The sequence below is a fragment of the Thermosynechococcus sp. Uc genome, from assembly GCF_029335995.1.
Taxonomy (GTDB): Bacteria; Cyanobacteriota; Cyanobacteriia; order Thermosynechococcales; family Thermosynechococcaceae; genus Thermosynechococcus.
This window is the reverse complement of the sequence record NZ_JARJMS020000003.1, coordinates 1-26,481: the sequence shown is the minus strand read 5'-3', so window position 1 is coordinate 26,481 and position 26,481 is coordinate 1. Positions and strand designations below refer to the sequence as shown.

Here is a 26,481-nt window from a genome sequence, read left to right as displayed (position 1 = left end):
TTGCTGGTGGCAGTATTGCCGTTGCCCAGCTATGACTACTTCTGGGTGATCGGTGGGCACAGCCTGCTGGCTGAGTTGGCAGTGGAGTGTGAGGTACTCGCCAATACGAACTAAAAATTGCTGTTCCTCTATGTCTCCCTGTGGCCGAATGAAAATGCAAAAAGGCGAGAAAATATGTCCCCAGGGGGGCAACTCCCGCGGTTGACTAAAGGTGAGCTTCGGCAAAGCACTTAAGGCCGATGTGTAGGCAGCGGGCAACTGACCCGTCACAGGGGAGAGGTCAACAATTGCGGCGCTAATTTGTCCTCGGCCACCCACGAGATCACAACCAAACATTGGCAGATCGTAGTGCGGCTCTGGAAACATGACGCAGTGCAAAATATCTAGGCTCTCACCCACCCGTGCCAGTTCTAAGTGAAGTTTACGAAAGGGCGACGCTTGGTAGCAGTGGTTCTCAATTGTTAGCCGCTCCCCCTCTAGTTTGCCCTCCACATAACCGAGATCCTCAGGCAGGGCGTAGGGGGTTAAGGGCAAACTCGTCTGCCAAATCTGCTCAATGCGATCGGCAAGCCGTTGAATCAAAGGATGCTGGTGTTGACGCAAAGACATAACCTTGATCTTACCCTAACTCTAGGGCGCTTGCGAGGGGGCGATCGCCCCCGCTAAACTAACCAAGAGTCTAACAGCCGAGGAATCATGCAAACTCAATTTGCCGCTGTCATTGACCCAAAACAACTGCAACAGGCAATTCACGCAAGCCAAAAGTTTTTATTCTCCCAGCAATATACCGAGGGCTACTGGTGGGCAGAATTGGAGTCCAATGTGACCATGACCGCAGAGGTCATCCTGCTCCATAAAATTTGGGGAACAGAGCAGCGGTTGCCCTTGGCCAAAGCCGAACAGTATTTGCGCAACCAGCAGCGGGATCACGGCGGTTGGGAGCTGTTTTACGGCGATGGCGGCGATCTCAGCACCAGTGTTGAGGCCTACATGGGGCTGCGGCTTTTGGGTGTTCCCGAAGATGATCCGGCCTTGGTCAAAGCACGACAATTTATCCTCGCCCGCGGCGGCATTAGCAAAACCCGTATCTTTACGAAACTACACCTTGCGCTGATTGGCTGCTACGACTGGCGGGGAATCCCCTCCCTGCCCCCTTGGATCATGCTCTTGCCCGAGGGCAGTCCCTTCACCATTTATGAAATGTCCAGTTGGGCGCGCAGTAGCACCGTGCCGCTGTTAATTGTCATGGATCGCAAGCCCGTTTATGGGATGAACCCACCCCTTACCCTCGATGAACTCTATGCCGAAGGACGGGCAAACGTGGTCTGGGAGCTGCCTCGTCAGGGAGATTGGAGGGATGTCTTTATTGGTCTCGATGGCGCCTTCAAACTCTTTGAAGCCTTGAACATTAATCCTTTCAGGGAACAGGGGCTAAAGGCGGCCGAAGAGTGGGTGTTAGAGCATCAAGAAGCCAGTGGCGACTGGGGCGGCATTATTCCAGCCATGCTCAACTCCCTTTTGGCCCTGCGTGCCCTTGGCTATGCTGTTGATGACCCCATTGTACAGCGGGGAATGGCAGCCGTGGATCGCTTTGCCATTGAAACAGAAGCTGAGTATCGCGTGCAGCCCTGCGTTTCCCCGGTTTGGGATACGGCTTTGGTGATGCGAGCCATGGTGGATTCAGGTGTTGCTCCCGATCATCCCGCCCTTGTCAAAGCCGGCGAATGGCTGCTCTCCAAGCAAATCCTTGACTATGGGGACTGGCATGTAAAAAACAAAAAAGGTCAGCCGGGGGGATGGGCCTTTGAATTTGAGAATCGCTTCTACCCCGATGTGGATGATACAGCAGTGGTGGTGATGGCACTTCATGCCGTGACCTTACCTGATGAAAATCTAAAACGGCGCGCCATTGAGCGGGCAGTTGCTTGGATTGCCTCAATGCAGTGTCGGCCGGGGGGTTGGGCAGCCTTTGATGTGGACAATGACCAAGATTGGCTCAATGCCATTCCCTATGGCGATCTCAAGGCAATGATTGACCCGAATACTGCCGATGTGACGGCGCGGGTGCTGGAGATGGTGGGGCGCTGTCAGTTGAGCTTCGAGAGTGGTGCTCTTGATCGTGCCCTTGCTTATTTGCGCAATGAGCAGGAACCGGAGGGCTGTTGGTTTGGCCGCTGGGGGGTGAACTATCTTTATGGCACCAGTGGTGTTCTAGCTGCCCTTTCCCTTGTGGCTCCTCGCTACGATCGCTGGCGCATTCGCCGTGCCGCTGAGTGGCTGGTGCGGTGTCAAAATACCGATGGGGGTTGGGGTGAAACCTGCTGGAGCTACAATGATCCTTCCCTCAAGGGCAAAGGAGAGAGCACTGCCTCCCAAACGGCGTGGGCACTCATTGGCCTGTTAGCCGCTGGGGATGCCACGGGGGACTATGCCACAGAAGCCATTGAAAAAGGTGTAGCTTACCTGCTGCAAACGCAGCGTCCGGATGGCACATGGCACGAGGATTACTTCACCGGCACGGGCTTTCCCTGTCACTTTTACTTGAAGTACCACTACTACCAGCAGCACTTTCCCCTTACAGCCTTGGGACGCTATGCCCGCTGGCGTAACCTGTTGGCCGGTTAGGCGAGATTAGAACGAGCGCAGTTGTTGCTGATAGGCTAAGGTATCCGTGCCACACAGGGGTTGGGGGGTGACTACACATTCATTGCTGAAACCAGAGCGGATTAAATTTTCGGCAATTAACTGGCGATCGCGGGGAGCGGGATGGGTACTCAATATTGTTGGCGGTACCCCTCCCTCCCGTTGCAGTTTCTGGAGAAACGTCACCATGGCTCGTGGATCATAGTTACTGCGAGCTAGCAGCCCCAGTCCATAGCGATCGGCCTCTAGCTCCTGCTCTCGACTGCGGGGGCGTCGAAAGGCTAGTTCCATGGCTATTTGGAGTCCGCGATCTCGATCCAAACCTGCGGCAGTCATTAAGCCTTGGGCGATCGCCATCTGTTGTAATTGGCGAATTACATGCCGCTGGTCAATATGGCCAATTTCGTGGGCAATGACACTGGCCAGTTCTGCCTCATTTTCCGCCCGCAGCATCAGTCCTGTAGTGACATAGACAAAGCCCCCCATCGTCGCATAGGCATTCACTTGGCGGTCTTGGATGATGTGAAATTGGTAGGGAAGCCCGCGGCGTTCGCCAACACTCACCAAGCGGGCGCCGATACTACTCACATAGTTTTGAGCCGCAGGATTCTGCACAAGGCGCATCCCTTGACGGAGCATCTGCTCATGAATCTGTTGCCCCAAAGCCACCTCTTGGCGGGGTGAGATATTCGATAGTTGGATGACCTGAATTCCCTGCAACAACAGCCGCTGCCAGAGATTTTGTGCCTGTGCGGCAACGGGATGGAAGGCGATCGCCGCCCCACAGACTAAGCTAACTAAAAGGAGAAACCAACGTTGTTTTTTTAGGGCTAGCATTTTCCTGAATATCCTCCCACAAGCTAGAGTTGGGGGATTTGTGTTACTGGTTCAGTGACGCCACCTACAGTCTCAAGTTGCCCCGCCACCGCAAAGGTAGCTGTTTCCTTAGTCGTTTTCGCGTTTGAGGCAGTTCCCCAGTGTCTTTGGATCCTACTTTTAACAGATGCTCGCTATCTACCAGTCTGCATACACAATGACATTCTCCTGTGCTATTGCACACTGACCCCGCTAACTGCTTGGGTTTTACGTTGGCGCTAGACCTCAAGATTTATAATACGGCTAATTGTATCACAAAGAATTACATCGTGGCCAAAGGTGTTGAACGACCGTTTGAAGGGGGACAAAAAAGAAAATTTCTGGATGAATGATGTGAAGTAAAAAAGCAAAGAGAAAGTTTTTAGTGGGCAGCAAAAACAATATGAAAAGCGATGGGCAATTGCGAATTTATGGAAATTCTTAAAAATGTACTGAATGTACTGATCTTTAGACCAAAGGTGTCACTAGAAATGAGTGGGCAGTGCTCGGGGGTACATTGGCGCTTTGACTGGCAGCCAGAGCTACGTGTTAAAATACTAGCTCTTGTTACAAAATTCAATGCTTCTGCGTTGAGACCTATTCTCATTAGATAGATTGAATAGAAAGGTCTTGACCACAATTCTCGAGCCGACTAAGCTGCCCTTATAGTGAAGTCCCCTTGTGGAGTCTCCTAATGGGTATTCAAGTTATTGCCACCACTCCCTTCCAGGATCAAAAACCCGGCACCTCTGGGTTACGTAAGGCGGTATCTGTTTTCCAGCAGCCCCACTATCTTGAAAACTTTATTCAAGCAATTTTTGACACCATTGAGGCACCACAGGGGCAAACCCTTGTCCTAGGAGGTGATGGCCGCTACTTCAATGCTGAAGCGATTCAAGTCATTCTCAAGATGGCGGCTGCCCAGGGCTTTGCACGGGTCAAGGTGGGGCAAAATGGGATTCTGTCAACGCCCGCAGCTTCCTGTGTCATCCGCAAGTATGGTGCCATTGGCGGCATTATTCTCTCGGCCAGCCATAATCCGGCTGGTCCCCAAGGAGATTTTGGCGTCAAATTCAACATTGCCAACGGGGGGCCAGCGCCAGAAAAGGTCACCAATGCCATCTATGAGCGCAGCCTCACCCTCACCAGCTACAACATCTACACCGCACCTGATGTCAACCTGCACACCCTTGGCGAGTTTCCCTTGGGTGAAATGATTGTTGAAGTCATTGACCCTGTGGCTGATTATCAAGCGCTGTTGGAAACCCTGTTTGACTTTGATCGCATTGCCGAGACAATTCGTACTGGGAAACTGCGCCTAGTCTTTGATGCCATGCACGCCGTTACAGGACCTTACGCCCACCAGATTCTTGAGAAACGCTTGGGGGCGCCTGCGGGCACGGTGCAAAATGGTGTGCCACTGCCGGATTTTGGCGGCGGGCATCCGGACCCCAACTTGGTCTATGCCCGTCACCTAGTGCAACAACTCTTTGGTGAGCATCCCCCCGATTTTGGAGCCGCCTCCGATGGCGATGGCGATCGCAACATGATTTTGGGGGCAAACTGTTTTGTTACCCCCAGCGACAGCCTGGCCATTCTGGCCGCCAACGCCAAATTAGTTCCTGGCTACAGAGATGGATTGACCGGCATTGCCCGTTCAATGCCCACCAGTCAAGCGGCTGATCGCGTGGCTGCCCAACTGGGAATTGACTGCTACGAAACCCCCACCGGCTGGAAGTTCTTTGGCAATCTGCTGGATGCCGGTAAAGTCACCCTCTGTGGTGAGGAAAGTTTTGGCACTGGCTCCAACCATGTGCGCGAGAAAGATGGCCTCTGGGCTGTACTCTTTTGGTTGAATATCTTGGCGGTGCGCCAAACCTCTGTAGCTGAGATTGTCAAAGCCCACTGGCAAACCTATGGCCGCAACTACTACTCCCGCCATGACTACGAAGGCATTGAGAGCGATCGCGCCTACACCCTGATAAACCAACTAGAGCAAAAACTTCCCAGCTTAGTGGGTCAGACCTTTGGCCGCTATCGCGTTGCCACTGCCGATAACTTTAGCTACACCGATCCAGTGGATCACAGCGTCAGCCACAATCAAGGAATTCGGCTCATTTTTGAAGATGGCAGTCGCATTGTCTATCGTCTATCGGGAACGGGAACTCAAGGGGCAACGCTGCGAGTCTACTTGGAGCGGTTTGAACCCAATCCTGCCCAGCAACACCTCGATGCCCAAGTGGCTCTGGCTGACCTAATTCAACTGGCCAAGGAAGTGGCGAATATCCAAGGGCTAACAGGTCGCGATCGCCCCACCGTCATCACCTAATTGCCATGAAAATTCTCCACTTGTCCGATATTCACCTAGGCAGTGGCCTCAGTCATGGTCACATTAACCCCGCCACCGGCTTAAATACCCGCCTTGAGGATTTTATTGCCGCCTTGGCTGCCTGCATTGACCGCGCCCTCAGTGAACCAGTGGATCTAGTGCTCTTTGGCGGCGATGCCTTTCCCGACGCAACGCCACCCCCCCTAGTCCACGAAGCTTTTGCCAAGCAATTTCGCCGCTTGGCAGATGCCCACATTCCCACTGTGTTGCTGGTGGGCAACCACGATCAGCACGCCCAAGGACAGGGGGGTGCAAGCCTCAGTCTCTATCGCACCCTTGGGGTGCCGGGCTTTATCGTGGGCGATCGCTTGACCACCCACCGCCTTGAAACTCCGCGGGGCAGTGTGCAAGTTATTACTCTCCCTTGGTTAACCCGCTCCACCCTCCTCACGCGGCCGGAAACCAGTGGCCTTTCCCTTGCCGAAGTGCATCAACTGCTCCTTGAGCGGCTACGCCTCGCCCTTGAGGGGGAAATTCGTCAACTCGATCCTGCCTTGCCTACTGTCTTACTTGCCCATGCCATGGTGGACACGGCTCAGTACGGCTCTGAACGCTATTTAAGTGCTGGCAAAGGTTTTACAATTCCCCTGAGTTTTTTGGCGCGCCCCTGCTTTGACTACGTTGCCCTTGGTCATGTCCATCGCTATCAAGTCCTGTGTCAGGAGCCGCCGGTGGTCTATCCCGGTAGCATCGAGCGGGTGGATTTTGGCGAAGAGGGAGAAGAGAAGGGCTACGTCTTGGTTCACTTAGCAAAGGGCAAAACCCAATTTCAGTTTTGTCCCCTTCCCACCCGTCCCTTTCGCACAATTCGCGTGGATCTCACCGCCGGGGAAACCGATCCCCAAGCCGCACTACTAGGGGCGATCGCCAGCGGGGACATCAGCGGAGCCGTAGTGCGGCTCATGTATCAACTGCGCCCCGATCAAATTCCCCTGATCAACCTGCATGAACTGCAAAAAGCTCTTGAAAGCGCCCACAGTGTCAGCCTTCTGCCCCAACTCGTCAATAGTCAGCCCATTGCTCGACTGCCAGACGTTGCCCTCGAACAGTGCCTTGACCCTGGCCATGCCCTGCAACTGTATTTGGATCATCGCCCTGACCTTGAACCCCTGCGGCAGGATCTGCTAATGGCACTCCAAACCCTTGATGGCCATCTTGAGCAAGGGAGTCAAGGCACTCCAGAGATACCGCGATCGCCCGAACCTGTGATTCAGCAACTGGAATTGCTCTCCTAACTTGAGATTTTCTCGGGTGGAATGGGTGTGAACCTCACGGGAACGAGAATTCTGCATGTTGCACCAAGAAAGCGGGAAAGCTCTACTGAGAATCTGAGGAAGAAAGGGCAAGAGGGTGCACTGCTGCAAACTTGTTCCTTGAACTTATTGACATTTTTTCTCATTTGCCTTAGGCTGAGTTCTAGTGTTCTCCTCTCTGAGGAATCGGCAGGCGGGGTCAGTCATTGCGACGACCCCTTTTTTTAGCGCTGCTCTTGCCAAGAATCACTTCACTTAACCCACATCAGGAGAGTAGGCTATTGCTAAAAGTTTGCAATCTTTTGGGAGGGAATATAGCGGCTACATTACCACAGCACGGTATAGGCTGCCATCCAGTCAGCCTCTTTTTGGCTGTTAAGGCTAGCAGCGATGGGATCACCGTCGTTGTCAGATAGGGATTCAGGGGCTGGTGCAATTCATCAAGGGCAGCCAAGCCATAGTAGAAGCTGAGAATATCATCAGTTTCCTGTGCCTTCTCCACCGGCGATCGCAGGGTCTTCAACCCAAGGGGATGCTCAGGGGCAACTTGGTGTAGCCCGCGCACAGTCATCATCAGCGCGTCCAGATCATAGACCCGCTGCTCAAAATAAGAGGAGTCACGAAAAATCCCTAGGACACTACGGATGGCTTCCCCGACTCGCTCCACGCTATCAACAGCCAAAGTCACAGGGGAAGGATGATCCCTATCACAACCCAAGAGTGTTTTCTGTGGCAGACTACGATCAAGATTTGCGATATGCTCATGTTTAACCCACTCACCATTCGGTTTTGGGGCGTCCGCGGCAGTATTCCCTGTCCAGGTTCCCATACTGTCCGCTATGGCGGCAATACCCCCTGCGTAGAAATTCAGGCCAACGGTCAACGTGTGATTTTTGATGGGGGCACGGGTCTGCGGGTTTTAGGAGAGCACTTGATGGGTCAACAACCCGTGGCGGCACATTTATTTTTTACCCATACCCATTGGGATCACATTCAGGGGTTTCCCTTCTTTCAACCCGCCTTTGTACCGGGGAATCAGTTCCATATCTACGCAGTGCCGGGAAAAAATGGTCAAGGGATTGAACGACGGCTGAATGATCAAATGCTCCACCCCAACTTTCCTGTCCCATTGCAGATTATGGGAGGGGATTTGCGCTTTTATGACTTGGAGGCCGGTGAGCAGGTGCACCTAGGCGGCGGTGTGGTGGTGAGTAATGAAGCCCTGAATCATCCGGGCGGGGGGGTAGGCTATCGCGTCAGTTGGCAGGGCATTCATGTAGCTTATATTACAGACACAGAACATTTACCCGATCAATTGCATCCGGGAGCTTTTGCCTTGGCCGATCGCGCCGATGTAATGATTTACGATGCCACCTATACCGATGAAGAATACCATCACCCACAGCAGAGCAAGGTGGGGTGGGGACATTCCACATGGCAAGAGGCGGTTAAGCTTGCCCAAGCCGCCCAAGTTAAACAACTAATTTTGTTTCACCACGACCCTAGCCACGACGATGACTTTCTAGATCACATTGGCGAGTTGGCACGGGCACAATTTCCACACACACTGCTTGCTCGGGAGGGTCTCATTATTTCTGTCTATCCAAATGTGATACACTTCCCAGCAACGCCTCAAGCAAGTTAACGCCTGTGTTGCCTGTTGTTCTTTTACCGGGATATTTGGCGGCGGCTCCTGACTACTACCCACTGCGGGATTATCTGCGGCAGCTGGGGTTTGTGGCGGAGGTGGTGCCCCTCAGGGTACGCTCGTGGTTTCCCACGTTGGGGGGGCGATCAGTAGCGCCAATTTTACGGGCTTTGGATACCACTATTCAAAATATCCTCAATGAAACAGGGGCATCTTCTGTGCATCTCATTGGCCATTCGGCAGGGGGCTGGATCAGCCGCATTTACTTAGGGGATCAGCCCTATGATGGCCAAGTTTGGGCGGGTCACCAATGGGTGCACACACTGATCACCCTAGGTACTCCCCATTGGAGTCAGGAGCGTTGGACACGCCGCAATCTCGACTTTGTTAACACCACGTACCCCGGTGCCTATTATGGGCAAGTTCGCTATGTGTGTCTGGCGGGCAAGGCAATCTATGGTACACCGCATGGGTCATTTGCCAATTGGTTTACCTATCAAAGCTATAAACTCACCTGTGGCGAGGGTGCCTGTTGGGGTGATGGGGTAACACCAGTGGTCGCAGCCCACCTCGAGGGGGCAGAGAATCTTGTTTATGAAGATGTGCTCCATGCGCCGCGCAGCCGCTTACGCGATCGCCCCTATGCCCCGTGGTATGGTTCCCCAGCAATTGTTGCCATGTGGCAGCAGTATTTGCAGGCGAGCTAGAGGGCACACCGCTCAAGTTGCCAGCGGTAAACAGGCAGTCCTTTGCGGAGGACGCATTTTTCCCGTTCTGTTGCGACAGGCCAAGGACTCTGGGGCAACCAATCGGTGCAGGTTGAGCGAAAGGCGGCATGGGCACGAAACTGCTGCACCATGGATTCTGCCACCTCAAGGACATCCGACTGTAGGACAACCCGCCCACCAGCGGGCAAAAGGGCGGCAAGGGTAGCCACCAGTTCTGGAGTGACGACGCGGCGTTTATGGTGGCGGCGCTTAAACCACGGATCTGGAAATTGGATTGTAACGGTATGGAGGGGAAGTCCACCGAGGATTTTGCCCAAGTGAACATTGGCATTGCCCCAGAGGTAGTGGAGGTTCTGGAGTTGCTGGCGATCGCGCCGCTCATTGGCCGCTACCACCAAGGGATGGCGAATTTCAAGACCAAGAAAATTTTGCTCTGGGTACAGTGCTGCCATTTCCAGTAAAAACGTCCCCTTGGCACAGCCAATATCTAGATGCAGGGGCTGTGAGGGTTGCTTGTAAATCGTTGACCAATCGGGAACAGCAATATCTTGCCGGAATTTGTGACTTAAAGGGTTAACGTGTTGTCGCACCCGTACTGCCATGGCGCGATCGCTCATCCAAAACTCCTTCACCTACTGCCGCTATAGCGTAGCGTAGATCACTGCGCAGTTAGAAAAAACTGCCCTCAAAAGCTGAGGACAGCAAAAACCACCTAGGGCAATGGCATCGTCCAGCCGTGGTACGACCCCAAATTTGTGACGGGCGAGTTACTCTTTCAAGAAACCGCTGTAGGCCTCCATGCCATGTTCGCCAATATCCAAGCCTCTGAGTTCCTCTTCTGCGGAAACACGAATACCAAGGGTTTGCTTCAGAGCTAACCAGAAAATACTCGTCATCAACACGGTAAAGCCACCAATACTCAAGATGCCAAGGATTTGAGCAATCAACTGAGTCACCCCATGGCCGGTTAGTAGGCCTAACTCTTTGTCAAACAAGCCAACGGCTAAAGTGCCCCAAGTGCCGCACACTAAGTGAACCGAGGTGGCACCCACAGGGTCATCAATTTTAATGCGGTCAAAGAAGAGGACGGCATAGACCACAATCACACCGCCAATAGCACCGATGAGGACAGCACTCCAGTAGGACACACCGGCACAAGATGCTGTAATGGACACTAAACCCGCCAGAACGCCGTTGATAATCATGGAGAGATCAGGCTTACCAAGGACTAGCCAAGCTGTCATTGTTGCTGCAAGACCACCTGCTGCCGCCGCCAAGTTGGTTGTTACCGCAATGTAGGGCACAGTTTCATTGGCAGCCAATTCAGAACCGGGGTTGAAACCAAACCAACCAATCCAAAGAATTAAACAGCCAAGCATGGCGAAGCCCATGTTGTGCCCTGGTAGGGCTTGGGGAGTCCCGTCGGCCGCATATTTGCCAAGCCGAGGTCCTAGGAAAGCAGCCCCCATGAGAGCCGCCCAACCGCCCACTGCATGCACTACGGTTGAACCAGCAAAATCGCTGAAGGCAACATCTTCACCAAGGAAACCAATGCGGCTCAGAAGGCCACCACCCCAAACCCAGTGCCCCGTAATTGGGTAGGAGATGCCAGTGAGCAGGAGGCTAAAAATTAAAAAGTCCACAAACTTAATCCGCTCGGCTACTGCGCCGGAAACAATGGTTGCTGCAGTTCCGGCAAAGGCTGCTTGAAAGAGAAAGGCGACGGGGATGGCTAACCCCTTGGGAAATGGCTCTAAACCGTAGGTTTCGGGGTTTTCACTGCTGAGAAAAAAGCCGCCCCAGCCAATAAAGGCATTGCCCTCAGTGCCAAACATCAAGGAGAACCCGATTGCCCAATAGGCAAGGGTGGCCAAGGCAAAAACAATCAGGTTTTTAGAAAGGATATTGACAGCATTTTTTTGGCGGCAGAAGCCGGTTTCCAACATGCCGAAGCCAGCGTTCATGAAAATCACCAGAATTGCAGCAATCAATACCCAGATGGTATTGAGTACCCCTTGAACGTCTTCAGGGGTGAGGGGCTGATCCTGTGCTTGAGCAGCAACTCCCCAAACGGCAACAATAATAAGAGCTAGGGGAATACAGGCGACAACGGCTGGCGATCGCCAGCAGAAATTGGGTCGCCAGTCGAGGTTCAATAATGGGCGCTTTTGCCGTTTAGCCCGTTTCAGTTTTAACTTGGACATCGCTTTATTCTCAACGGTTATGGAGTAGAGTTACGCATGAGTTCAGCGGAGGAGAAATCGCAGTTGCGGCACTCTCGCGCCAGAAAGTCATCTGGCTGCTGTTTGGCTTAAGCTCAGCGAAGTATTGACCCGCAATTAACTTTTGATTGCACCAGTTCTCAAATGGGAAAATCTGTATCGCGCTATACATTTACCTTGGCGACCAAAACCGCCTATCCTAAAAAAGGCAAGTAGCATCAAGTTTGCGGGTAACGTTCCTGATAGGTGTGAATGGATACAATCTGGGAGTTGGATTTTTATTCCCGTCCCCTTGTGGATGAAAACAACAAAAAAATCTGGGAATTACTGATTTGCGATCGCCAGCAACACTTTCAGTTCAGCAAAACTTGTGCCGGAGCTGAAGCCAATGCTCGCTGGTTAACGGCTGCTCTTGAGGAAGCCATGGATCAATGGCGACAGCAATTGGGACTTGCAGATGGTGTTCAGCCGGAGCGGGTGCGTTTTTTCCGCCGCGCCATGGCCAGCATCATCACGCGGGGAGGAGAAGCAGCAGGCTTAGTCATGGTGCCCAGTCGGCGCACGTTTGCCCTTTACAATTGGTTGCGCGATCGCGCCTTGAACCTCTATCCAACTTTGGCCAACTACCAAGCCGATCTGGCAACGCCTCCCCAGTTGATCCCCCCGGCACCGCAACCTTTACCACCAGCCCTGCGGGGCGATCGCTGGCAATTTAGCGGCCTTGCCCTTAGGGAGATGAAAACTGCTGCTGAATGGGAACTGCCCTTTGGCGAGGTACCCCCACTGCCCTTTTTGACCCTCAGCGAGGATACCCTGCTACCGGGATTAATCATCTATTCACAGCGGGCACTGCCCTTGGCGGGTTGGCTCTCTGGCCTAGAGCCAGCCTATCTCAGTTTTGAGGAGAAACCCCAGCCCTTGTTGGTGTTGGAAACGGGAGCCAGCGATCGCTGGGTGCTCATTAGTGGTCGCAATCCCCAGATTCAAAAGGAACTTGCTACCTTTAGGGACGCCTGTACCCAAAACCAAGGACTGCACTTTATCGCCGTGAAGGAACGCCCTGAACAGGAGGCACTGCAGGGCTTTTGGTTGTTGCAGCAACCTCCAGAAGTTTAGCTCACCCTCTACGCGCAGCGTGAAGATCGGGAGTATGTCACACTAGAGCAGTTTCTCTAAACCATAGATCAAGCGTTTGAGTTGTGTGACTTTGCGAATGGCCAGCAGTACCCCCGGCATATAGCACTGGCGATCGCTGGTGTCATGGCGGAGGGTGTAAATTTGCCCTGGTGCACCAAAAATCACCTCTTGATGGGCAATCAGTCCCGGCAGGCGGACACTATGAATGCGAATTTCGGCGTCAGCACATGCCCCCCGCGCTCCCCTAAGATGTTCGGACTCCTGAACTTGGGGCGGGTTAAAGGTTTTGCCCAATCCTGCTAAGCGTTGGGCGGTTTGAATAGCCGTACCGCTGGGCGCATCCGCCTTTTGGTTGTGGTGCAGTTCAATGATCTCCACATGGTCAAAGTACTGGCTCGCTCGAATGGCCGCCTCTTGGAGGAGCACCATGCCAATTGAGAAGTTCGGAGCAATGACTGCCCCCATACTGGCCTTGTCGGTAAACTCCGCTAGTTCTTCAATTTGCTCTGGACTCAAGCCCGTTGTCCCCACCACAGGATACACCCCGTAGGCGATTGCCGTGCGCACATTCTCGTACACTGCCTGGGGATGGGTAAAATCCACCATCACCACCGCTTGTTTCTCTTGGGCGGCTGCTAGACACACCTCCTGTAAGCTGCCACTAATGGGAATGGCAAAGGTTCCTAACCCCAGTGCTGCACCAATATCTTCCCCCACCTGCTTGCGATCCACCGCCGCATAGAGGCTCATATCGCTTGCTTGGGAAACCGCCTTAACCACTTCACGCCCCATTTTGCCCAAAGCACCAACAACAATCACAGGGATGGGTGTACTCATGCAAAACTCCGAGAGAAACCACAGGCTAGAATAGCGCGATCGCTTGGCGATACAATAAGCCAATGTTGACTACTTTGTTGAGTGTTTTGCCCTCAAAGGACGATGCTAGTTTTTTCTTTTCCTGAGTTAGTTGAGCACTGTCAAACGTGGACCCCGAAGCGGCCGGGCTATGCTGTCTGTCCTTTGGATCACCACAACCCTGAACTTGCCTCTAGTCTCTATCGCATTGACCCCGGTCAGGCTAATTATCCCCACTACCACCACCGTGGTGATGATGTTTTCCTCATTGTGGCGGGTGTGGGCGAACTGATTACCTGCCCAATGACACCGCCGGCTAATTCGGTAGCAGCAGCAGCGCTAACGCGTACCCCTGTGGAAACTGGCTCCTATGTTCATGTGGATGCCCAATGCCTACACTGGCTGCGAAACCTCTCTGCCGATCAGCCGCTGTATTATTTGAACATTGCCCCCCTCTCCCACGAGGGCGATCGCGTGGATGTCACTATTGAGGGCTGGCACTCAGAAAACAATTAAAGACAAACAATTATTCGCCCTTACTGGCTGCTTCCTCAAAAGCCTTGCTCAACTCATCCCAAGCACTTTGGAACCCTACTTTGAGCGACTCCCAAGCATCATCGCCGGCTTCTTTGAGAGCAGCCAATTGTTGGGTAATTTCATTTCGTTTGGCCTTCAGAGCTTCAATTTTGGCCTCCATATCCGCCTTGACATCTTCACCGGCTTGATTGGCCTTTGCCTTGAGTTGGTCAAGTTGGGCACCGAGTTGTTGTAGCTTCGTTTCCATTTCGCCTTGGTAGGTCAACTAAGCCGCTGTTGATCGTAACTGAGGGGGGATAGGAATTCCCGCTGCGACCACCTCTGCTGTAAATGTGGGGACAAGGCGACTACAGTAAAGCACAAATTGCTCTAACCATGTCAGTAGCATGTTTTGCTGTTCCTCGTTGAGGTAGCGATCGCCAGCAGTCAGTTGTTCGTTGTAGAACAGCTCTACCCGAAGGGTACGCAGCCAAGGGTTGGTAGGACGGGTAATTAACCAATAGTTACGCACAAGGGCGCAATCTAGGTGATTCTGGGCGATCTGACTGGCTTTCCTAAACCATGGAAGGTACTGCTGCAATTGGCTCCAACTGGGCAATTCGGGTGAGATGGACTTGGATGGAATGAGCCCAATGAGAGACAAGATTTCAGCCTCCAGTGCCAAGAGGTAAGCGAAGTTTATGGGTAGAGACGCCTTCGTCCGGCAGTAGGACATGAGCAATGTTTCTAGGGTTGCACGGGTGGCTTCAGGGAGTGTCTCAAGCAACAGAAGAAGTTGATTTTCACTTCTTAGCGGACTGACGGCGAGGGTTGAGCTTTGACGCTGACAAATGTCTCTCAGGGCGTCTAGAAGAAGAGGAGGGAGGAGCATTGCTGAAGGGGCAAGTTTAGCGAGTCGCGGTAAATTTTAACGCTTTCTTTATACTTGCTTTATACTTGTTTTTGGCAATGATGTCAGGTAAAGACTGCTACAGTTTACCTACAAAAAACTGAACATTTTGATAAAGTTTTATAAATCTTCTCGCGATCGCTTGTCAAACCTCTAACTTATACGCTAATTTAGATAAACCGAAGCAACGCGGGGTAGAGCAGTCTGGTAGCTCGTCGGGCTCATAACCCGAAGGTCCATGGTTCAAATCCATGCCCCGCCATTCATTTTTTTGCCGGTAGAGCAAGACTCCCAAAAAGTCGCTGGCGGTCTTCAAGAAGGGCTTTTTCAAGCTCTGGAAGTAAACCTCGTGATGGCCAGAGCTCTGGGAGCAGCGTTGTCAAGGGCAAATTGTGCAGCTCGCGGTAAAAGTCCACCGGTACTGCGCCAAAGGCATGACGCATATTCACGTTAAAGCCGACCCGCTCAAATTGAATCGCTCTGGCCGGTGCTTGAGAACGCAGCCACGCCAGTGGGGGTGTCGCTGGTGAAATGCCCTCGCTAGAACGGAGCATTGCCGTGAGCTGCTCTCCTTGCCAAAGACTAGCCCACAATTGTGCTCGTTTTGCTGGCTGACGCCACCCCTCAAGAAATTGTTGCAGCGACTGGGGTAGGGAAGCGGTGTCTGCTGCTGGGTTTTGTAAAGCCAAAAGGACGGGTTGGAGATTTAGCGGTAGGCGCGGCGCTGCTGTTGACCAATCCCCCTGCCACCAAGCCAGAAGGCCATGAACTTGGCGGGCGTAACTAGCCGCTGCCCGATGGGGGGCAAGGGTTTGCTCTAGGGTCGCATAGCGCTGTTTGGCCTGCTCTAGAACTTTTGGATAGTGGGGCGCTAGGAGGGGCGATCGCCAAAAGGGACTGGTGCTGACGTGGGGAAAAGTGAGAATTTCCAAAGTGAAGGCATCAATGGCTTGGGACTCCTCCCCTTGGACAAGAAGACTCAAGCCAATACCCAAAAAGTTTCCCGGCTGCGGGCCATTGAGTTCAATCGCTTGGACAAAGTGGGAAACTGCTAGGGGCCAGCGTCGCTGCTGCCAATACAGCCAGCCTAGACAGGTGTGCACAAACTCAAGGGCAGGGGCGCGATCGGCGGCTTTTTCGAGTTCGGCAACCGCCGTCTGGAACAGATTGGCTTGAGCTGTCGGATTGGCCGTTTGGAAGCCGCGATGGCCGTAATTCCAGCCCAACTGTAGGGGGTAAAAAGGTTCCCAAGGCACCAGTTCCTGGGCGCGAAAGAGGAACTCCGTAAAGCGCTGCCATTGAACAGGCCGCATGGCCAATGCCCAGAATCCTTCGCTGCTGAGGGCACGGGCGCGATGAATGGGGGCAAGCCAAACGCCCATCGCAATCATGCCTACCAAGCCTAGGGCAACTAATGGCAAAGTGTAGCGCGGCAACAGGCGCCCTTGAGGGGCTTGGCCTTGCCCCGTGCGCAGCAGTGCAGCTAAAAAGGCAACTTCTGTGGCCAATAACCCAGCAATCCCCACATTGTCCACTTGAAAATCACTCAGGCTAAATAGCCCATAGATCCATAGCGCCACCAGCACAGTGAGAGCCAATTGTTGATCTTCAAGGGTCAGAGGAACCAGCCAATGGCGATACCTCAATGTCCAGTAACCCAGAAGGCCAATGGCCAAAAGCCAAGCGCTAATGCCCCAAATCCCTAGTTCTGCCCACAGTTGCGCTGGTGTGCTGTGGAGTTGATAGATCCATGCTGCTTCATCCCCTGCCCAGTCAGGACGGTAAGCTTGGTAAAGAAGCGGCACACTCCCTAAGCCTTGGCCAGTCCAAGGATGCGCCTTGCCCATTTCCCAAGCAGTGAGGTGGGTGATCCACCGATAGGCCATTTCCCCTGCCGCTTCTCCCCGCCATAAACTCAGTACCGTCTGTCGCAATCGTTCATTGGCAATGGCCAAAACAGCAGCACTTCCCAAGGCAAGTGTGATCCACAGCCAAGAGCGCCGCCAGCGGTTGCTCTTCAACCCCAGCCAAGCGAAGGGAATTGCCGTGAGCAGAACACTCAAGGCCGCCCCGCGGGAAAAGGTGGTGTACAAATCCACAAGCCCCAAGATTAAGATTCCAAGCCAAAAGGGGCGCGATCGCCACCAAGGGGTCTGAGGGGGGGCGGTCAAAGCCAATAGCGCCAGCAGGGGCAATCCCAAAAGCAAATAGCCAGCAAGGTAGTTTTGATGGCCAAACGGCTCCCCATTGCGAAACTCTAGCCCATTTGGATCGAAAACTAATGTGCCCTGCCACAGTGGCGGCAGAATGCTTCTCCCTAGCCAAAGGCTAGTACTGAGTACAATGAGAGCAGCCACCACATACCCTTGAAAGTAGAGGCAGCGGCGCCGACGTTCGGGGGTGCGTAACCAACTGCTGAGGGGATAGAGGACGGCCAACCCCCCTAGGGCTGCCCAACTGTACCAGAGGGCTTGCTGCGGAAAGCGGCTAAAGGGAACCGAAACCACCAATCCCACCAATAGCAAACCGACTACGCCATCAACCCCATTGCCAAGGGGGGGTAAGCGGCGTTGATAGGCAAAAAAGTAAAGCAACCAGAGCAACGGCGCACCGACGGCGGCTTGCCACAACAGTATCCACGGCCAAGTAGTCATGAGGCTGTGGCTATTGGGCAACAGGGTAAACAGAACATACCCTGCTGCTGTCAGGAGGGCTAAGAGAACTCCCTCTTGCCGAATGGCTCGCTCTGCCGCCATGGACTATCCCCGCCACACCTGCTCAATCCGCGCCATGGCTTCAACCACATGGTCGCGACTATTAAAGGCGGAAAGGCGCAAGTAACCTTCGCCCGCTGCCCCAAAGCCAGCGCCGGGGGTTCCCACCACATAGCAGTTGTGCAGCAATTGATCAAAAAAGTCCCAACTGCTGATGCCTGCGGGCGTCTTTACCCAGATGTAGGGGGCATTGATGCCGCCATAGACCGCAAATCCTGCTTGGGTCAGTTTTTCGCGCATGAGACGCGCATTTTCCATATAAAAGGCCACCAATTCCCGCACTTGGGCTTGACCGGCTGCGGAATACACCGCTTCGGCGCCCCGCTGCACAATATAGGATACCCCGTTGAACTTGGTAGATTGCCGCCGTTGCCACAACGCCCAGAGTTCTACCGCGTCCCCACTGGGGGTTTGCCCCTTGAGACCCTTGGGAACCACAGTAAAGGCACAGCGGGTTCCAGTAAAACCAGCATTTTTTGAGAAGGAGCGGAATTCAATGGCGCACTCGCGGGCACCGGGAATTTCATAGATGGAGTGGGGAAGGGTGGAATCCGTAATAAAGGCTTCGTAGGCAGCATCAAAGAAAATAATGGCTTTGTGGGCACGGGCATAGTCCACCCACGTCTGTAAATGCTCGCGGGTAGCTACAGCACCTGTGGGATTGTTGGGGAAACAAAGATAGATTAAATCCACAGGTTCCTTGGGCAGGCTAGCAGTGAAATTGTTTTCAGCGGTAATGGGCAAATAGACAAGTCCGGCATACTCGCCGCGTTCGTTGGCTTCACCCGTGTGCCCCGCCATTACATTGGTATCTACATAGACGGGATAAACGGGGTCTGTAACGGCAATGCGGTTACCCTCGCCAAAAATGTCAAGAATGTTGGCCGTATCACACTTAGAGCCGTCGGAGATAAAAATTTCACTGGCATCAATGTCGCAGCCGCGGGCTTGAAAATCATGGGCGGCAATTTTTTGCCGTAGCCAAGGATACCCCTGCTCCGGACCATAGCCTTTGAACGTGGCGCGATCGCCCATTTCCTGAACGGCCTGAATCATGGCTTCCCGACAGGCTGCCGGCAGGGGTTCAGTGACATCACCAATTCCTAGGCGAATTAACGGTGCGTCAGGATGAGTTTCCAAGAATTGATTCACCCGGCGGGCAATTTCTGGAAAGAGGTACCCTGCCTTGAGTTTGAGATAGTTTGTGTTGACAAAGGCCATAGTGCGGTTGCGTGAGAACAAAAGGTCAATATATCAGGATTTGATCAGGATTCGAGAAGTCCTTTGAGCCGAGATTGGGCAAGTTCCAGCACTTCGGGCAATTTTTCAGGTTGGGATCCCCCCGCTTGGGCAAAGTTGGGTCGTCCGCCACCGCGTCCACCGCAGAGTTGGGCAAGCTCTGCCACCAATTGGCCGGCATGGACTCCCCGTTGCACCACATCCTGACTGGCGGCCACTAGGAGGTTCACCTTCTCTGAGGTGAGTTGAGTAGCCAAAACTACAACACCACTGCCCAGCTTATTGAGCAGCCATTCGGCAGCAGTTTTCAGCCCTTGGGGATCCACGCCTGCCAAGGTGGCGGCCAGCAGGGAGGTATTGCCCACGGATTTGGCCTGTTCTAAAAGAGCTTGGGTTTTGGCGAGAGCTAGTTCAGCTTTGAGGTGTTCCAGTTCCTTTTGCTGGGTTTTGAGTTCCGCTTGCAGTTGACCAATGCGATCGAGAATCTCTTCTGGCTTGACTTTGAAGCGATCGCACAGGTCGCGGACAATGCGGTCACGCTGTTGTAGATAGTCTCGCACCGCCGGTCCAGCAATGGCTTCAATGCGACGAATGCCAGCGGCCACACCACTTTCGCTAATGATCTTAAAAAGACCAATTTCAGCCGTGTTGTGGACATGGGTGCCGCCGCAGAGTTCCATAGAGACCCCTGGAATGTCGAGGACGCGCACCTGCTCGCCGTACTTTTCACCAAACATCGCGATCGCGCCTTTGGCTTTGGCGTCAGTCAGTGGCATGATACTGGTGCAGGTGGGGTGGCTTTCGCTAATCCAAGTGTTGATCTGATCTTCAATTTGTTGCAGTTCTTCGCGGGTAAGGGGACGGGGGCAGTTAAAGTCAAACCGCAGCCGATCAAAGGCCACCAGCGACCCTGCTTGGGAAATGTTTTCATCAATTAGCTTTTTCAGAGCTGCCTGCAACAGGTGAGTAGCCGTGTGGTGCGCTTGAACTCGCCGCCGACAACTGAGGTCAATTTGGGCAGTGACGCGATCGCCCACCGTAAGGCTGCCGCGCTCCACTTTGCCATAGTGGACAAACAACTCCTTTTGCTTTTGGACATCGTGGATTTGTACAAGAGTCTCACCGCTGGCAAGGTACCCGCGATCGCCAATTTGGCCACCGGATTCAGCATAGAAGGGGGTTTCCTCAAGGATGACCTGTACCTCTGTCCCTGCCGTTGCCGTGGTTACTGGATGGCCACCCACCAAAATTGCTGTTACTGTCGTAGTCAAACTAAACTCGTCATAGCCGCGAAACTGCGTAGGATGCAGTTGATCCGCTAGGGAGTCAATCCCCTCTTGCACTGTAATATCAATAGTTTCGTGGGCGGCTTGGGAACGTTGCCGCTGCTCGGCCATACAGGCTTCAAACTCAGCTACATCCACACCAATGCCCTGCTCAGCGGCAATTTCTTGGGTCAACTCCAAGGGAAAGCCATAGGTGTCAAAAAGCAGAAAAGCATCCCGCCCCGAAAGCCGGGACTGAACGCGCTTTTTACCCTTGGCCATCTTCAGGGGAGCCAGCATTTCCGCCAAGAGCTTCTCACCTCGATCTAAGGTTTTGAGAAACTGCTCTTCCTCCCGCTGCAATTCACTGAGAATCACTGCTTGGCGCTCCCGCACGTTGGGATAGACATGAGCAGCCAGATCAATTGCCACCTGAGCCAAAGCAGGGGTCACTCGTTCATTGATCCCCAACAGCCGACTGTGGCGGACAATGCGCCGAATTAACCGCCGCAGAACATAGCCCCGCCCCACATTACTGGCGGTAACACCATCGGCAATGAGATGCACCACTGCACGGGTGTGATCGCCAATGACCTTGAGGGATATTTGGGTTTTAGCATTGGCCTTGCGATACTGAATGCCGGCTCGCTGTGCTGCTGCCTCAATAATCGGAAAAATTAAATCTGTTTCGTAATTGTTGGCTACCCCTTGGAGAACCTGAGCCATACGCTCCAAGCCCATGCCGGTATCAATGTTTTTTGCTTTGAGGGGAGTGCGGCGCCCTTGATCGTCTTGGTTTAATTCCATGAATACCAAGTTGTAGAGTTCGATAAACCGGCGATCGTCATCAAGATTAACGGCAGCTAGCCCCTTTTCGGGATAGAAGTCGTAGTAAATTTCAGAACAAGGACCACAAGGCCCCGTTGGCCCAGCCGTCCAAAAGTTGCTCTCCTCCCCCATGCGCCGGATGCGTTCCTTGGGTAAACCCACTTGGCGATGCCAAATCTCGTAGGCCTCATCGTCATTTTCAAAGACGCTCACCAGCAGACGTTCAGGGGGCAAACCATAGACCGTGGTCATCAGTTCCCAGGCCCACGTAATCGCCTCCGCTTTGAAATAGTCCCCAAAGCTAAAATTGCCCAACATTTCAAAAAAGGTGTGGTGGCGAGCCGTGCGACCAACATTTTCAATGTCATTGGTGCGCAAACATTTTTGAGCAGTGGTAACACGAGGAACTTTCGGCGCTTCTTGACCAAGAAAAATGGGTTTGAAAGGCAGCATGCCGGCGATCGTCAGCAGCACCGTCGCATCTTCAGGAATCAGTGAGGCACTGGGTAAAATCGTGTGGCCTTTGGCGGCATAGAAATCAAGAAACTTTTGGCGAATTTGATCACCTGTGAGGGCCTTTTTCGCCGACGCAGAGGGAGACGAGGTCATTGGAGCAAGGTCTCAACGGAGCGTAACAAACAACAAAGAAGCTAGCAAAGACACTATTTCATCATACTGGATTGTACTCTAGGAGTAAGGCCACTCCTAGGGAAGATTTGCAAAAACTGCCATGACTGAGCCAGCTACCCCTTCTGAACTGGGTCAAATCCTCGACGAAATTAGAGCAATGCGCGCTGATATAAGGGCGCTGCAGACCCAGCTCCACGAATTAACCCTTGAAGTTAAAACCAATCAGGCAACTACCAATGAAAAATTCAACACCCTAGAGGAAAAGATTAACACTGTCCGTGCTGAACTTAAGACAGAGGTGCAAGGATTTCATGCCGAGCTGAAGCAAGAAATCCAATCCCTTCGTACCGAGTTAAAGGAGGAGATTCAATCCACTCATTCCGAACTAAAAGAAGAAATTCAGTCAGTTCACGCTGAGCTGAAGCAAGATGTTCAATCGGTTCGTGCAGAGGTGCAAGCAATTGACACTAGGCTCAAGGAACAAATTCAGGCGGTTCATACCGAACTGAAGCAGGACATTCAGTTAGTGCGCACAGAGACCCAAGCCATCCGTACTGAATTGAAGCAGGATATTCAGTTAATGCGCACAGAGGTACAAGCTGCTGATACCGAACTCAAGGGACAGATTCAGTTGGTGCGTGCTGAACTGAAGGCATTAGATGACAATTAGATGACAAAGTGATTGATCTCAGCGATCGCCAGCGGGTGGTGGATGCGCGTCTATGGGGAGTTATCGTGGCACTTATGGGGGCAATTCTAGCTTACCTAGTGAAGTTATCTTTCTTTGACAAAGCCTAGGGAATAAATACACCCGGCAGAAAGATTTCAAAGTAAAGGCGAATTAATTGCTGGCCAAAGAGAGCACTGAGAATAGCAGCCACTGCTAAAAACGGGCCGAAGGGAATGGGTTGCCGACGTTGAATCCACCCTAGGGCAATCCCCAAGCCACCCACCAAGCCACCGAGGGCGCAGGCCAAGAAAAAGGTGACGAGCAACCCCCGCCAGCCCAACCAAGCGCCAATCATGGCTGCCAGTTTACCATCCCCTCCCCCCATGACCTCCTGACCTAGGGCGATCGCTCCCCCCCAGCGAATTAGATCAAACAACCAAATGCCAATCACTGCAACAACAATAGCCTCCGTCAATCCGCCTAAACCTGTCGTTAACCCTTTCAGTAGCAAGCCGACAATCAATCCCCATTTGGTGAGGGGATGGGGCAGTGTCATCGTGTCTAGATCAATCAAAGCCAAGGCCAGTAGCCATGCGCTCAATAGCCACAGCACAGGGGTTTCTACTTGCCAACCCCTCACAGCAAAAATTAGGACGTACAGCAGCGCCATCAACAGTTCAATTGCTGGATACCGCCAAGAAATAGAGGCATGGCAGTAGCGACATTGCCCCCGCAGGAATAGCCAGCCCAAAATCGGGATATTGTCCCAAGGCTTGAGCGTTGTCAAACAGATGGGACAGCGAGACGGCGGATACAGGAGCGATCGCCCCCTCGGTACACGGTAGATCACCACATTAAGAAAGCTCCCCACCGCTGCGCCGAGGGCAAAGACAAGGCAGTGGCTGGCAAAGGTCAAAACAGTCGGTGCAGTTATAGGCGTGTCACTTCCGGCAGATGATCATAGGGAATAAAGCATTCGTGGGGCAGCAGCACTGGCTGGCTATTAAACAGCACATAGCCCCGCAGGGTTTGCCGATTGACAGCGACACCCGCAGGCACCGTTTTTGCCCCATGAACCTGCTGGTAGAGATTATAGATGGATTGAGCAGCAGCTAATAGGGGAGTATCAACGGTTTCCATTGTTGGCAAAACTGGCATGTGCCCCACTCCTCGGCAATCGAACAATCAGAAACAGTAATGTTGGGTTTTGAGCCAATCATCAGTTCTCACTAAGCGCCCTACCTATGCAAAAGCAGATCTAAAATCCTCTGCCTAAAAGTCAATCGTCTTGTCTTAGCAAAGCAATAGCATAGGAGGAGACCAAAGACAGTGCATCTCCTTTGTGAAATCCTTATTCTGGCTAAGGTAAAAGGACACATTGAGGATCTGACCGATCAAGACAGATCAAGCGGTGGCTCAACTGATTGCCCAAGGAGTTGATCGTTAAGCGCGCGTCGGCTTGGGTTACGTGGGGACAGAGACCATTCTCTGGGTACCTTGAGCAGATCACGACAGGATGGAAGAGTTGTTTATCCAAGCCCATTGCGATCGCTATGGATTTAACGTGCGGGGGCGATCGTTCCGCCTCGGTCAAATTGCCGTTAAAGCCGTTGCTCGCCAAGCAGTTCCAGCGATCGCTATCTCCCGTGTTGCCACAGAACTCACACCCCTTGCCCATGTATCGGTTTACAGCAAAGGTCAATGGCACAAAGTGCTGGTCTATGGGCGCGATCGCCTTCCTGCCCATCACTTTATTAAATTTACTAAAGGGGTAGCTTTGATCTTAGATGCCACAGGAACCAATGTGACTGACAAGGCAGATTGCCACCACTGTTGCAGATATTTTTCAGCAGTTATTTCGCGCCATTGCGGAGCAGAGGGGAGTAACGCTGCAGCAAACCCGTGTCTCGGTGAATATCAAGGAACGATTAGATTTTTCTTGTACCCTCTTTGCTGGGGCAGTGAGGACAAGGGACAGCAACTGGGTGGAGATGGAGCAATTCGTGTCCTTGAGTTTCGTGAACCCATGACCGTTAGCCTCCTCAGCCAGTCGCGGAAAATCCCGCTTTTTGGACGTGCTGGTGGTAAGTGCGGTGCCCTAGGTGAAAATCAATGGCTGAAACTCGGACAACTCCCCCATCCCTTAGCAGGAATCGCCATCACCAATGTCCAAGCGGGCGATCGCCTGCGTATTTGTACCCCCGGTGGTGGCTTTAGGGTAGTTCGTACATCAAACTAATTAGATATCTCAGATTAGTTTTCGTCGTCGATGGAGTGACCGTTGCTGCTCACTTGTTTTAGGTGAATGTGCTTACGGCCAAGCGTAATTTCAAACTCATCCCCCGGCTTGAGATTCATTTGCTTGGTATATGCTGAACCAATGAGCAAATTGCCGTTGGCTTGCACCGTAATTCGATAACTGGCACTGCGACCACCCCGGCTACCACCGCGTTTGGGCTTGCTGTCAATCTTCATACCCAAAGCTTCAAGAAGTGCCTTATTAAACTTCAGTTTGCTGATGCGCTCCTTGCCACTTTGGGTCACTGTATAGTAGCCACAGGCCTTTGCCTTTTCCTCGTGGCTGAGATGTCCCAGTTGCTTGTACTTCTCTAATAAAGCAGCACCTGTCAAGGGTTCTACTTGTTTGCGTCCCATTTTAACCTACCTTTTCAAGGATTAAATACTGTCTATCCATTGGCCATGCAATCAAGGATTGCCAAAGCCTGACAGCGAACTTGCAATGAATGAGTGTCTATCTTTAGCAAACCATAATTTTTTTCAGAATTCAAGTTGCGATCGCCCCTGGGTCAGGGTTTTACATTTTCTTCAAACGAGTTACATTTACACGCCTTTTCCTAGGTATAGAACAGAAGCAAAAACGTGAAGGCTAGTGTAAGAAAGTGATCTACCTCGGCTTTTTTCAGAGGGGTAGTAGGAAAAGCTCCTGTAGAACAGGAGTGCATCGCCTTTATCTATCCCATATTTAAGGAAAGGCTGTATATGCCCCAGCCTTCAGACAATGATTGTAAGACACCTTACGACGCAGAAGTGTGGAATCCTGCAACAAAGGTTGATATTCTAAGCCACAGGTAGCTCTGGCTGCCAATCAAGTCTCCAATAGACTATTGGACATCACCGACTGAGTGCTCGTTGGAAATATCGCAGCTTATTTAAGAGTTTCCTGCCAAAGTATTCTAGTATGTCCACTAGCTCTAGAATCAAATACGCAATCAAGACTATGTATATTTGGCTGACGATCCCAGTCCAACTCTTCGTCAGCAACCGCTCAACGATAAGTGCATTTTCAGAACTTTCCATAAATTCTCAATCGCCCGCCGCTGTCAATACAGCTCAGCCACTTCCTCAGCTGTCAGACTCCAAAGATTCGTCGCTATCTAAAACTCTGTCTTGCTATCAACATCAAAAACTCACAAAGCCTCTATCCATTATCGCTACTGCATTCTCAGGGGTCATTTCTATCACTTCCTCTGGACAGCTCAGGTCATGCCTGACGGCTGACTCGTCAAGTTCTCTGTAATACTGAACCCATTCAGTAGTTTAGAATCTATAGGAAAAATCACTCTTATGCTTCCGTTTTACTTTTGAGATTAAGTCTTTGTCAATTTTGGCAAAGCACTTTGTCTTTCTTGTTTTGTTAGCTTTGGAAAAGGTGGACATGTCCACCTGTACTCTTGACCGATTTAAGCGATAAAATAAGGCTCTCCTGCTGTTCAAGCGGGGGTCAAGAAGATGCGTCAGTGAAATTTTGAACAACAGTTGTGAGTTCAAAATAGGAGAGTTGCAAGGGCAAGGGAAAAAACTTTGGTAAAATTTTTATATCCCCAGCTGTCGGAGGTGTTAAATGCTCTCCAGAAGTGACTTTCAGGCAAATGCAAGCACCTCTAAATCTGTTAAAAAT

At 52.3% G+C, this 26,481-nt stretch carries 24 protein-coding genes and 1 tRNA gene; 11 read left to right on the top strand and 14 right to left on the bottom strand.

What is annotated here, in order from left to right; genetic code table 11:
* Positions 1-609, bottom strand: a 609-nt coding sequence (locus P3X23_RS00305) for a phycocyanobilin:ferredoxin oxidoreductase (RefSeq protein WP_300871943.1), incomplete at its 3' end; no start/stop codon positions are given.
* A gap of 87 nt (positions 610-696) precedes the next feature.
* Between P3X23_RS00305 and shc the strand changes: the two genes are divergently transcribed.
* Complete coding sequence (gene shc / locus P3X23_RS00300; protein WP_300871941.1) at positions 697-2,625, top strand: squalene--hopene cyclase; 1,929 nt, start codon at positions 697-699, stop codon at positions 2,623-2,625.
* Positions 2,626-2,631: 6 nt separating this feature from the next.
* Here the strand turns inward: shc and P3X23_RS00295 are convergent, their stop codons facing one another.
* Complete coding sequence (locus P3X23_RS00295; RefSeq protein ID WP_300871939.1) at positions 2,632-3,480, bottom strand: M48 family metallopeptidase; 849 nt, start codon at positions 3,478-3,480, stop codon at positions 2,632-2,634.
* 712 nt (positions 3,481-4,192) lie between these two features.
* On the opposite strand from P3X23_RS00295, the gene P3X23_RS00290 reads away from it, so the two are divergent.
* Both P3X23_RS00290 and sbcD read left to right on the top strand, forming a co-directional pair.
* Entirely contained in the window at positions 4,193-5,827 is a 1,635-nt protein-coding gene (locus tag P3X23_RS00290; protein WP_300871937.1) for an alpha-D-glucose phosphate-specific phosphoglucomutase, read from the top strand.
* Between the two features lie 5 nt (positions 5,828-5,832).
* Positions 5,833-7,122 (top strand): exonuclease subunit SbcD, encoded by a 1,290-nt coding sequence (sbcD, locus tag P3X23_RS00285; RefSeq protein WP_300871935.1) that lies wholly within the window; start codon positions 5,833-5,835, stop codon positions 7,120-7,122.
* Between the two features lie 283 nt (positions 7,123-7,405).
* Here the strand turns inward: sbcD and P3X23_RS00280 are convergent, their stop codons facing one another.
* The gene (locus tag P3X23_RS00280) at positions 7,406-7,828 is read right to left on the bottom strand and encodes a hypothetical protein (protein WP_300871933.1); all 423 of its coding nucleotides are present in this window, start codon (positions 7,826-7,828) and stop codon (positions 7,406-7,408) included.
* A 75-nt stretch (positions 7,829-7,903) separates the two neighbouring features.
* Between P3X23_RS00280 and P3X23_RS00275 the strand changes: the two genes are divergently transcribed.
* Positions 7,904-8,785 (top strand): MBL fold metallo-hydrolase, encoded by an 882-nt coding sequence (locus P3X23_RS00275; protein WP_367186442.1) that lies wholly within the window; start codon positions 7,904-7,906, stop codon positions 8,783-8,785.
* 5 nt (positions 8,786-8,790) lie between these two features.
* On the top strand, positions 8,791-9,495 hold the full coding sequence (locus P3X23_RS00270) for a lipase (RefSeq protein ID WP_300871931.1): 705 nt from the start codon (positions 8,791-8,793) through the stop codon (positions 9,493-9,495).
* Here P3X23_RS00270 and trmB read toward each other — a convergent pair.
* Together trmB and P3X23_RS00260 are read right to left on the bottom strand one after the other, a co-directional pair.
* Positions 9,492-10,118, bottom strand: a complete 627-nt coding sequence (gene trmB / locus P3X23_RS00265; protein WP_367186449.1) for a tRNA (guanosine(46)-N7)-methyltransferase TrmB — start codon at positions 10,116-10,118, stop codon at positions 9,492-9,494. The two genes, P3X23_RS00270 and trmB, sit on opposite strands and share 4 nt — an antisense overlap.
* A 165-nt stretch (positions 10,119-10,283) precedes the next feature.
* Entirely contained in the window at positions 10,284-11,720 is a 1,437-nt protein-coding gene (locus tag P3X23_RS00260; protein WP_300871929.1) for an ammonium transporter, read from the bottom strand.
* A gap of 270 nt (positions 11,721-11,990) precedes the next feature.
* Between P3X23_RS00260 and P3X23_RS00255 the strand changes: the two genes are divergently transcribed.
* Positions 11,991-12,854: a Tab2/Atab2 family RNA-binding protein gene (locus P3X23_RS00255; RefSeq protein WP_300871927.1), complete on the top strand. Its 864-nt coding sequence runs from the start codon at positions 11,991-11,993 to the stop codon at positions 12,852-12,854.
* Positions 12,855-12,896: 42 nt separating this feature from the next.
* Here the strand turns inward: P3X23_RS00255 and dapB are convergent, their stop codons facing one another.
* The gene (gene dapB, locus P3X23_RS00250) at positions 12,897-13,712 is read right to left on the bottom strand and encodes a 4-hydroxy-tetrahydrodipicolinate reductase (RefSeq protein WP_300871925.1); all 816 of its coding nucleotides are present in this window, start codon (positions 13,710-13,712) and stop codon (positions 12,897-12,899) included.
* Between the two features lie 102 nt (positions 13,713-13,814).
* On the opposite strand from dapB, the gene P3X23_RS00245 reads away from it, so the two are divergent.
* Positions 13,815-14,246 carry a cupin domain-containing protein gene (locus tag P3X23_RS00245; protein WP_300871923.1) on the top strand — a complete coding sequence of 144 codons (432 nt, stop codon included), beginning with the start codon at positions 13,815-13,817 and terminating at the stop codon, positions 14,244-14,246.
* Positions 14,247-14,256: 10 nt separating this feature from the next.
* Here the strand turns inward: P3X23_RS00245 and P3X23_RS00240 are convergent, their stop codons facing one another.
* Together P3X23_RS00240 and P3X23_RS00235 are read right to left on the bottom strand one after the other, a co-directional pair.
* Positions 14,257-14,514 (bottom strand): hypothetical protein, encoded by a 258-nt coding sequence (locus P3X23_RS00240; protein WP_300871921.1) that lies wholly within the window; start codon positions 14,512-14,514, stop codon positions 14,257-14,259.
* Positions 14,515-14,532: 18 nt separating this feature from the next.
* Positions 14,533-14,910 (bottom strand): hypothetical protein, encoded by a 378-nt coding sequence (locus P3X23_RS00235; RefSeq protein ID WP_300871919.1) that lies wholly within the window; start codon positions 14,908-14,910, stop codon positions 14,533-14,535.
* A 434-nt stretch (positions 14,911-15,344) separates the two neighbouring features.
* Here P3X23_RS00235 and P3X23_RS00230 point away from each other — a divergent pair.
* Positions 15,345-15,418 (top strand) — tRNA-Met (locus P3X23_RS00230).
* Between the two features lies 1 nt (position 15,419).
* Here P3X23_RS00230 and P3X23_RS00225 read toward each other — a convergent pair.
* From P3X23_RS00225 to alaS, 3 genes are read right to left on the bottom strand one after another with little or no spacing between them, the layout of a single operon-like run.
* Complete coding sequence (locus P3X23_RS00225) at positions 15,420-17,912, bottom strand: O-antigen ligase family protein (RefSeq protein WP_300871917.1); 2,493 nt, start codon at positions 17,910-17,912, stop codon at positions 15,420-15,422.
* 3 nt (positions 17,913-17,915) lie between these two features.
* Positions 17,916-19,151 carry an LL-diaminopimelate aminotransferase gene (locus P3X23_RS00220; protein WP_300871915.1) on the bottom strand — a complete coding sequence of 412 codons (1,236 nt, stop codon included), beginning with the start codon at positions 19,149-19,151 and terminating at the stop codon, positions 17,916-17,918.
* 44 nt (positions 19,152-19,195) lie between these two features.
* Complete coding sequence (gene alaS / locus P3X23_RS00215; protein ID WP_300871913.1) at positions 19,196-21,871, bottom strand: alanine--tRNA ligase; 2,676 nt, start codon at positions 21,869-21,871, stop codon at positions 19,196-19,198.
* 121 nt (positions 21,872-21,992) lie between these two features.
* On the opposite strand from alaS, the gene P3X23_RS00210 reads away from it, so the two are divergent.
* On the top strand, positions 21,993-22,562 hold the full coding sequence (locus P3X23_RS00210; protein ID WP_300871910.1) for a hypothetical protein: 570 nt from the start codon (positions 21,993-21,995) through the stop codon (positions 22,560-22,562).
* Between the two features lie 124 nt (positions 22,563-22,686).
* On the opposite strand, the gene P3X23_RS00205 is transcribed toward P3X23_RS00210, so the two are convergent.
* The gene (locus P3X23_RS00205) at positions 22,687-23,478 is read right to left on the bottom strand and encodes an A24 family peptidase (RefSeq protein ID WP_300871907.1); all 792 of its coding nucleotides are present in this window, start codon (positions 23,476-23,478) and stop codon (positions 22,687-22,689) included.
* Between the two features lie 14 nt (positions 23,479-23,492).
* A complete protein-coding gene (locus P3X23_RS00200; protein WP_300871905.1) occupies positions 23,493-23,720 on the bottom strand; it encodes a hypothetical protein in 228 nt (75 codons plus the stop codon).
* Between the two features lie 650 nt (positions 23,721-24,370).
* On the opposite strand from P3X23_RS00200, the gene P3X23_RS11855 reads away from it, so the two are divergent.
* Together P3X23_RS11855 and P3X23_RS11850 are read left to right on the top strand one after the other, a co-directional pair.
* Positions 24,371-24,592 carry a hydantoinase B/oxoprolinase family protein gene (locus P3X23_RS11855; protein ID WP_367186447.1) on the top strand — a complete coding sequence of 74 codons (222 nt, stop codon included), beginning with the start codon at positions 24,371-24,373 and terminating at the stop codon, positions 24,590-24,592.
* On the top strand, positions 24,502-24,801 hold the full coding sequence (locus tag P3X23_RS11850; protein WP_367186445.1) for a hydantoinase B/oxoprolinase family protein: 300 nt from the start codon (positions 24,502-24,504) through the stop codon (positions 24,799-24,801). The genes P3X23_RS11855 and P3X23_RS11850 overlap by 91 nt, the downstream gene beginning before the upstream one ends.
* A gap of 14 nt (positions 24,802-24,815) precedes the next feature.
* On the opposite strand, the gene P3X23_RS00190 is transcribed toward P3X23_RS11850, so the two are convergent.
* Positions 24,816-25,217 (bottom strand): AbrB family transcriptional regulator, encoded by a 402-nt coding sequence (locus tag P3X23_RS00190; RefSeq protein ID WP_300871900.1) that lies wholly within the window; start codon positions 25,215-25,217, stop codon positions 24,816-24,818.
* Between the last annotated feature and the right edge of the window lie 1,264 nt (positions 25,218-26,481).

What these genes read in the sequence shown, in the direction of transcription:
- shc (WP_300871941.1), top strand. Translation starts at nt 697, where the DNA reads ATGCAAACTCAATTTGCCGCTGTCATTGACCCAAAACAACTGCAACAG.
- P3X23_RS00295 (WP_300871939.1), bottom strand. Translation starts at nt 3,480, where the DNA reads ATGCTAGCCCTAAAAAAACAACGTTGGTTTCTCCTTTTAGTTAGCTTA.
- P3X23_RS00290 (WP_300871937.1), top strand. Translation starts at nt 4,193, where the DNA reads ATGGGTATTCAAGTTATTGCCACCACTCCCTTCCAGGATCAAAAACCC.
- sbcD (WP_300871935.1), top strand. Translation starts at nt 5,833, where the DNA reads ATGAAAATTCTCCACTTGTCCGATATTCACCTAGGCAGTGGCCTCAGT.
- P3X23_RS00275 (WP_367186442.1), top strand. Translation starts at nt 7,904, where the DNA reads ATGTTTAACCCACTCACCATTCGGTTTTGGGGCGTCCGCGGCAGTATT.
- trmB (WP_367186449.1), bottom strand. Translation starts at nt 10,118, where the DNA reads ATGGCAGTACGGGTGCGACAACACGTTAACCCTTTAAGTCACAAATTC.
- P3X23_RS00260 (WP_300871929.1), bottom strand. Translation starts at nt 11,720, where the DNA reads ATGTCCAAGTTAAAACTGAAACGGGCTAAACGGCAAAAGCGCCCATTA.
- P3X23_RS00255 (WP_300871927.1), top strand. Translation starts at nt 11,991, where the DNA reads ATGGATACAATCTGGGAGTTGGATTTTTATTCCCGTCCCCTTGTGGAT.
- dapB (WP_300871925.1), bottom strand. Translation starts at nt 13,712, where the DNA reads ATGAGTACACCCATCCCTGTGATTGTTGTTGGTGCTTTGGGCAAAATG.
- P3X23_RS00245 (WP_300871923.1), top strand. Translation starts at nt 13,815, where the DNA reads ATGCTAGTTTTTTCTTTTCCTGAGTTAGTTGAGCACTGTCAAACGTGG.
- P3X23_RS00240 (WP_300871921.1), bottom strand. Translation starts at nt 14,514, where the DNA reads ATGGAAACGAAGCTACAACAACTCGGTGCCCAACTTGACCAACTCAAG.
- P3X23_RS00225 (WP_300871917.1), bottom strand. Translation starts at nt 17,912, where the DNA reads ATGGCGGCAGAGCGAGCCATTCGGCAAGAGGGAGTTCTCTTAGCCCTC.
- P3X23_RS00220 (WP_300871915.1), bottom strand. Translation starts at nt 19,151, where the DNA reads ATGGCCTTTGTCAACACAAACTATCTCAAACTCAAGGCAGGGTACCTC.
- alaS (WP_300871913.1), bottom strand. Translation starts at nt 21,871, where the DNA reads ATGACCTCGTCTCCCTCTGCGTCGGCGAAAAAGGCCCTCACAGGTGAT.
- P3X23_RS00210 (WP_300871910.1), top strand. Translation starts at nt 21,993, where the DNA reads ATGACTGAGCCAGCTACCCCTTCTGAACTGGGTCAAATCCTCGACGAA.
- P3X23_RS00200 (WP_300871905.1), bottom strand. Translation starts at nt 23,720, where the DNA reads ATGCCAGTTTTGCCAACAATGGAAACCGTTGATACTCCCCTATTAGCT.
- P3X23_RS00190 (WP_300871900.1), bottom strand. Translation starts at nt 25,217, where the DNA reads ATGGGACGCAAACAAGTAGAACCCTTGACAGGTGCTGCTTTATTAGAG.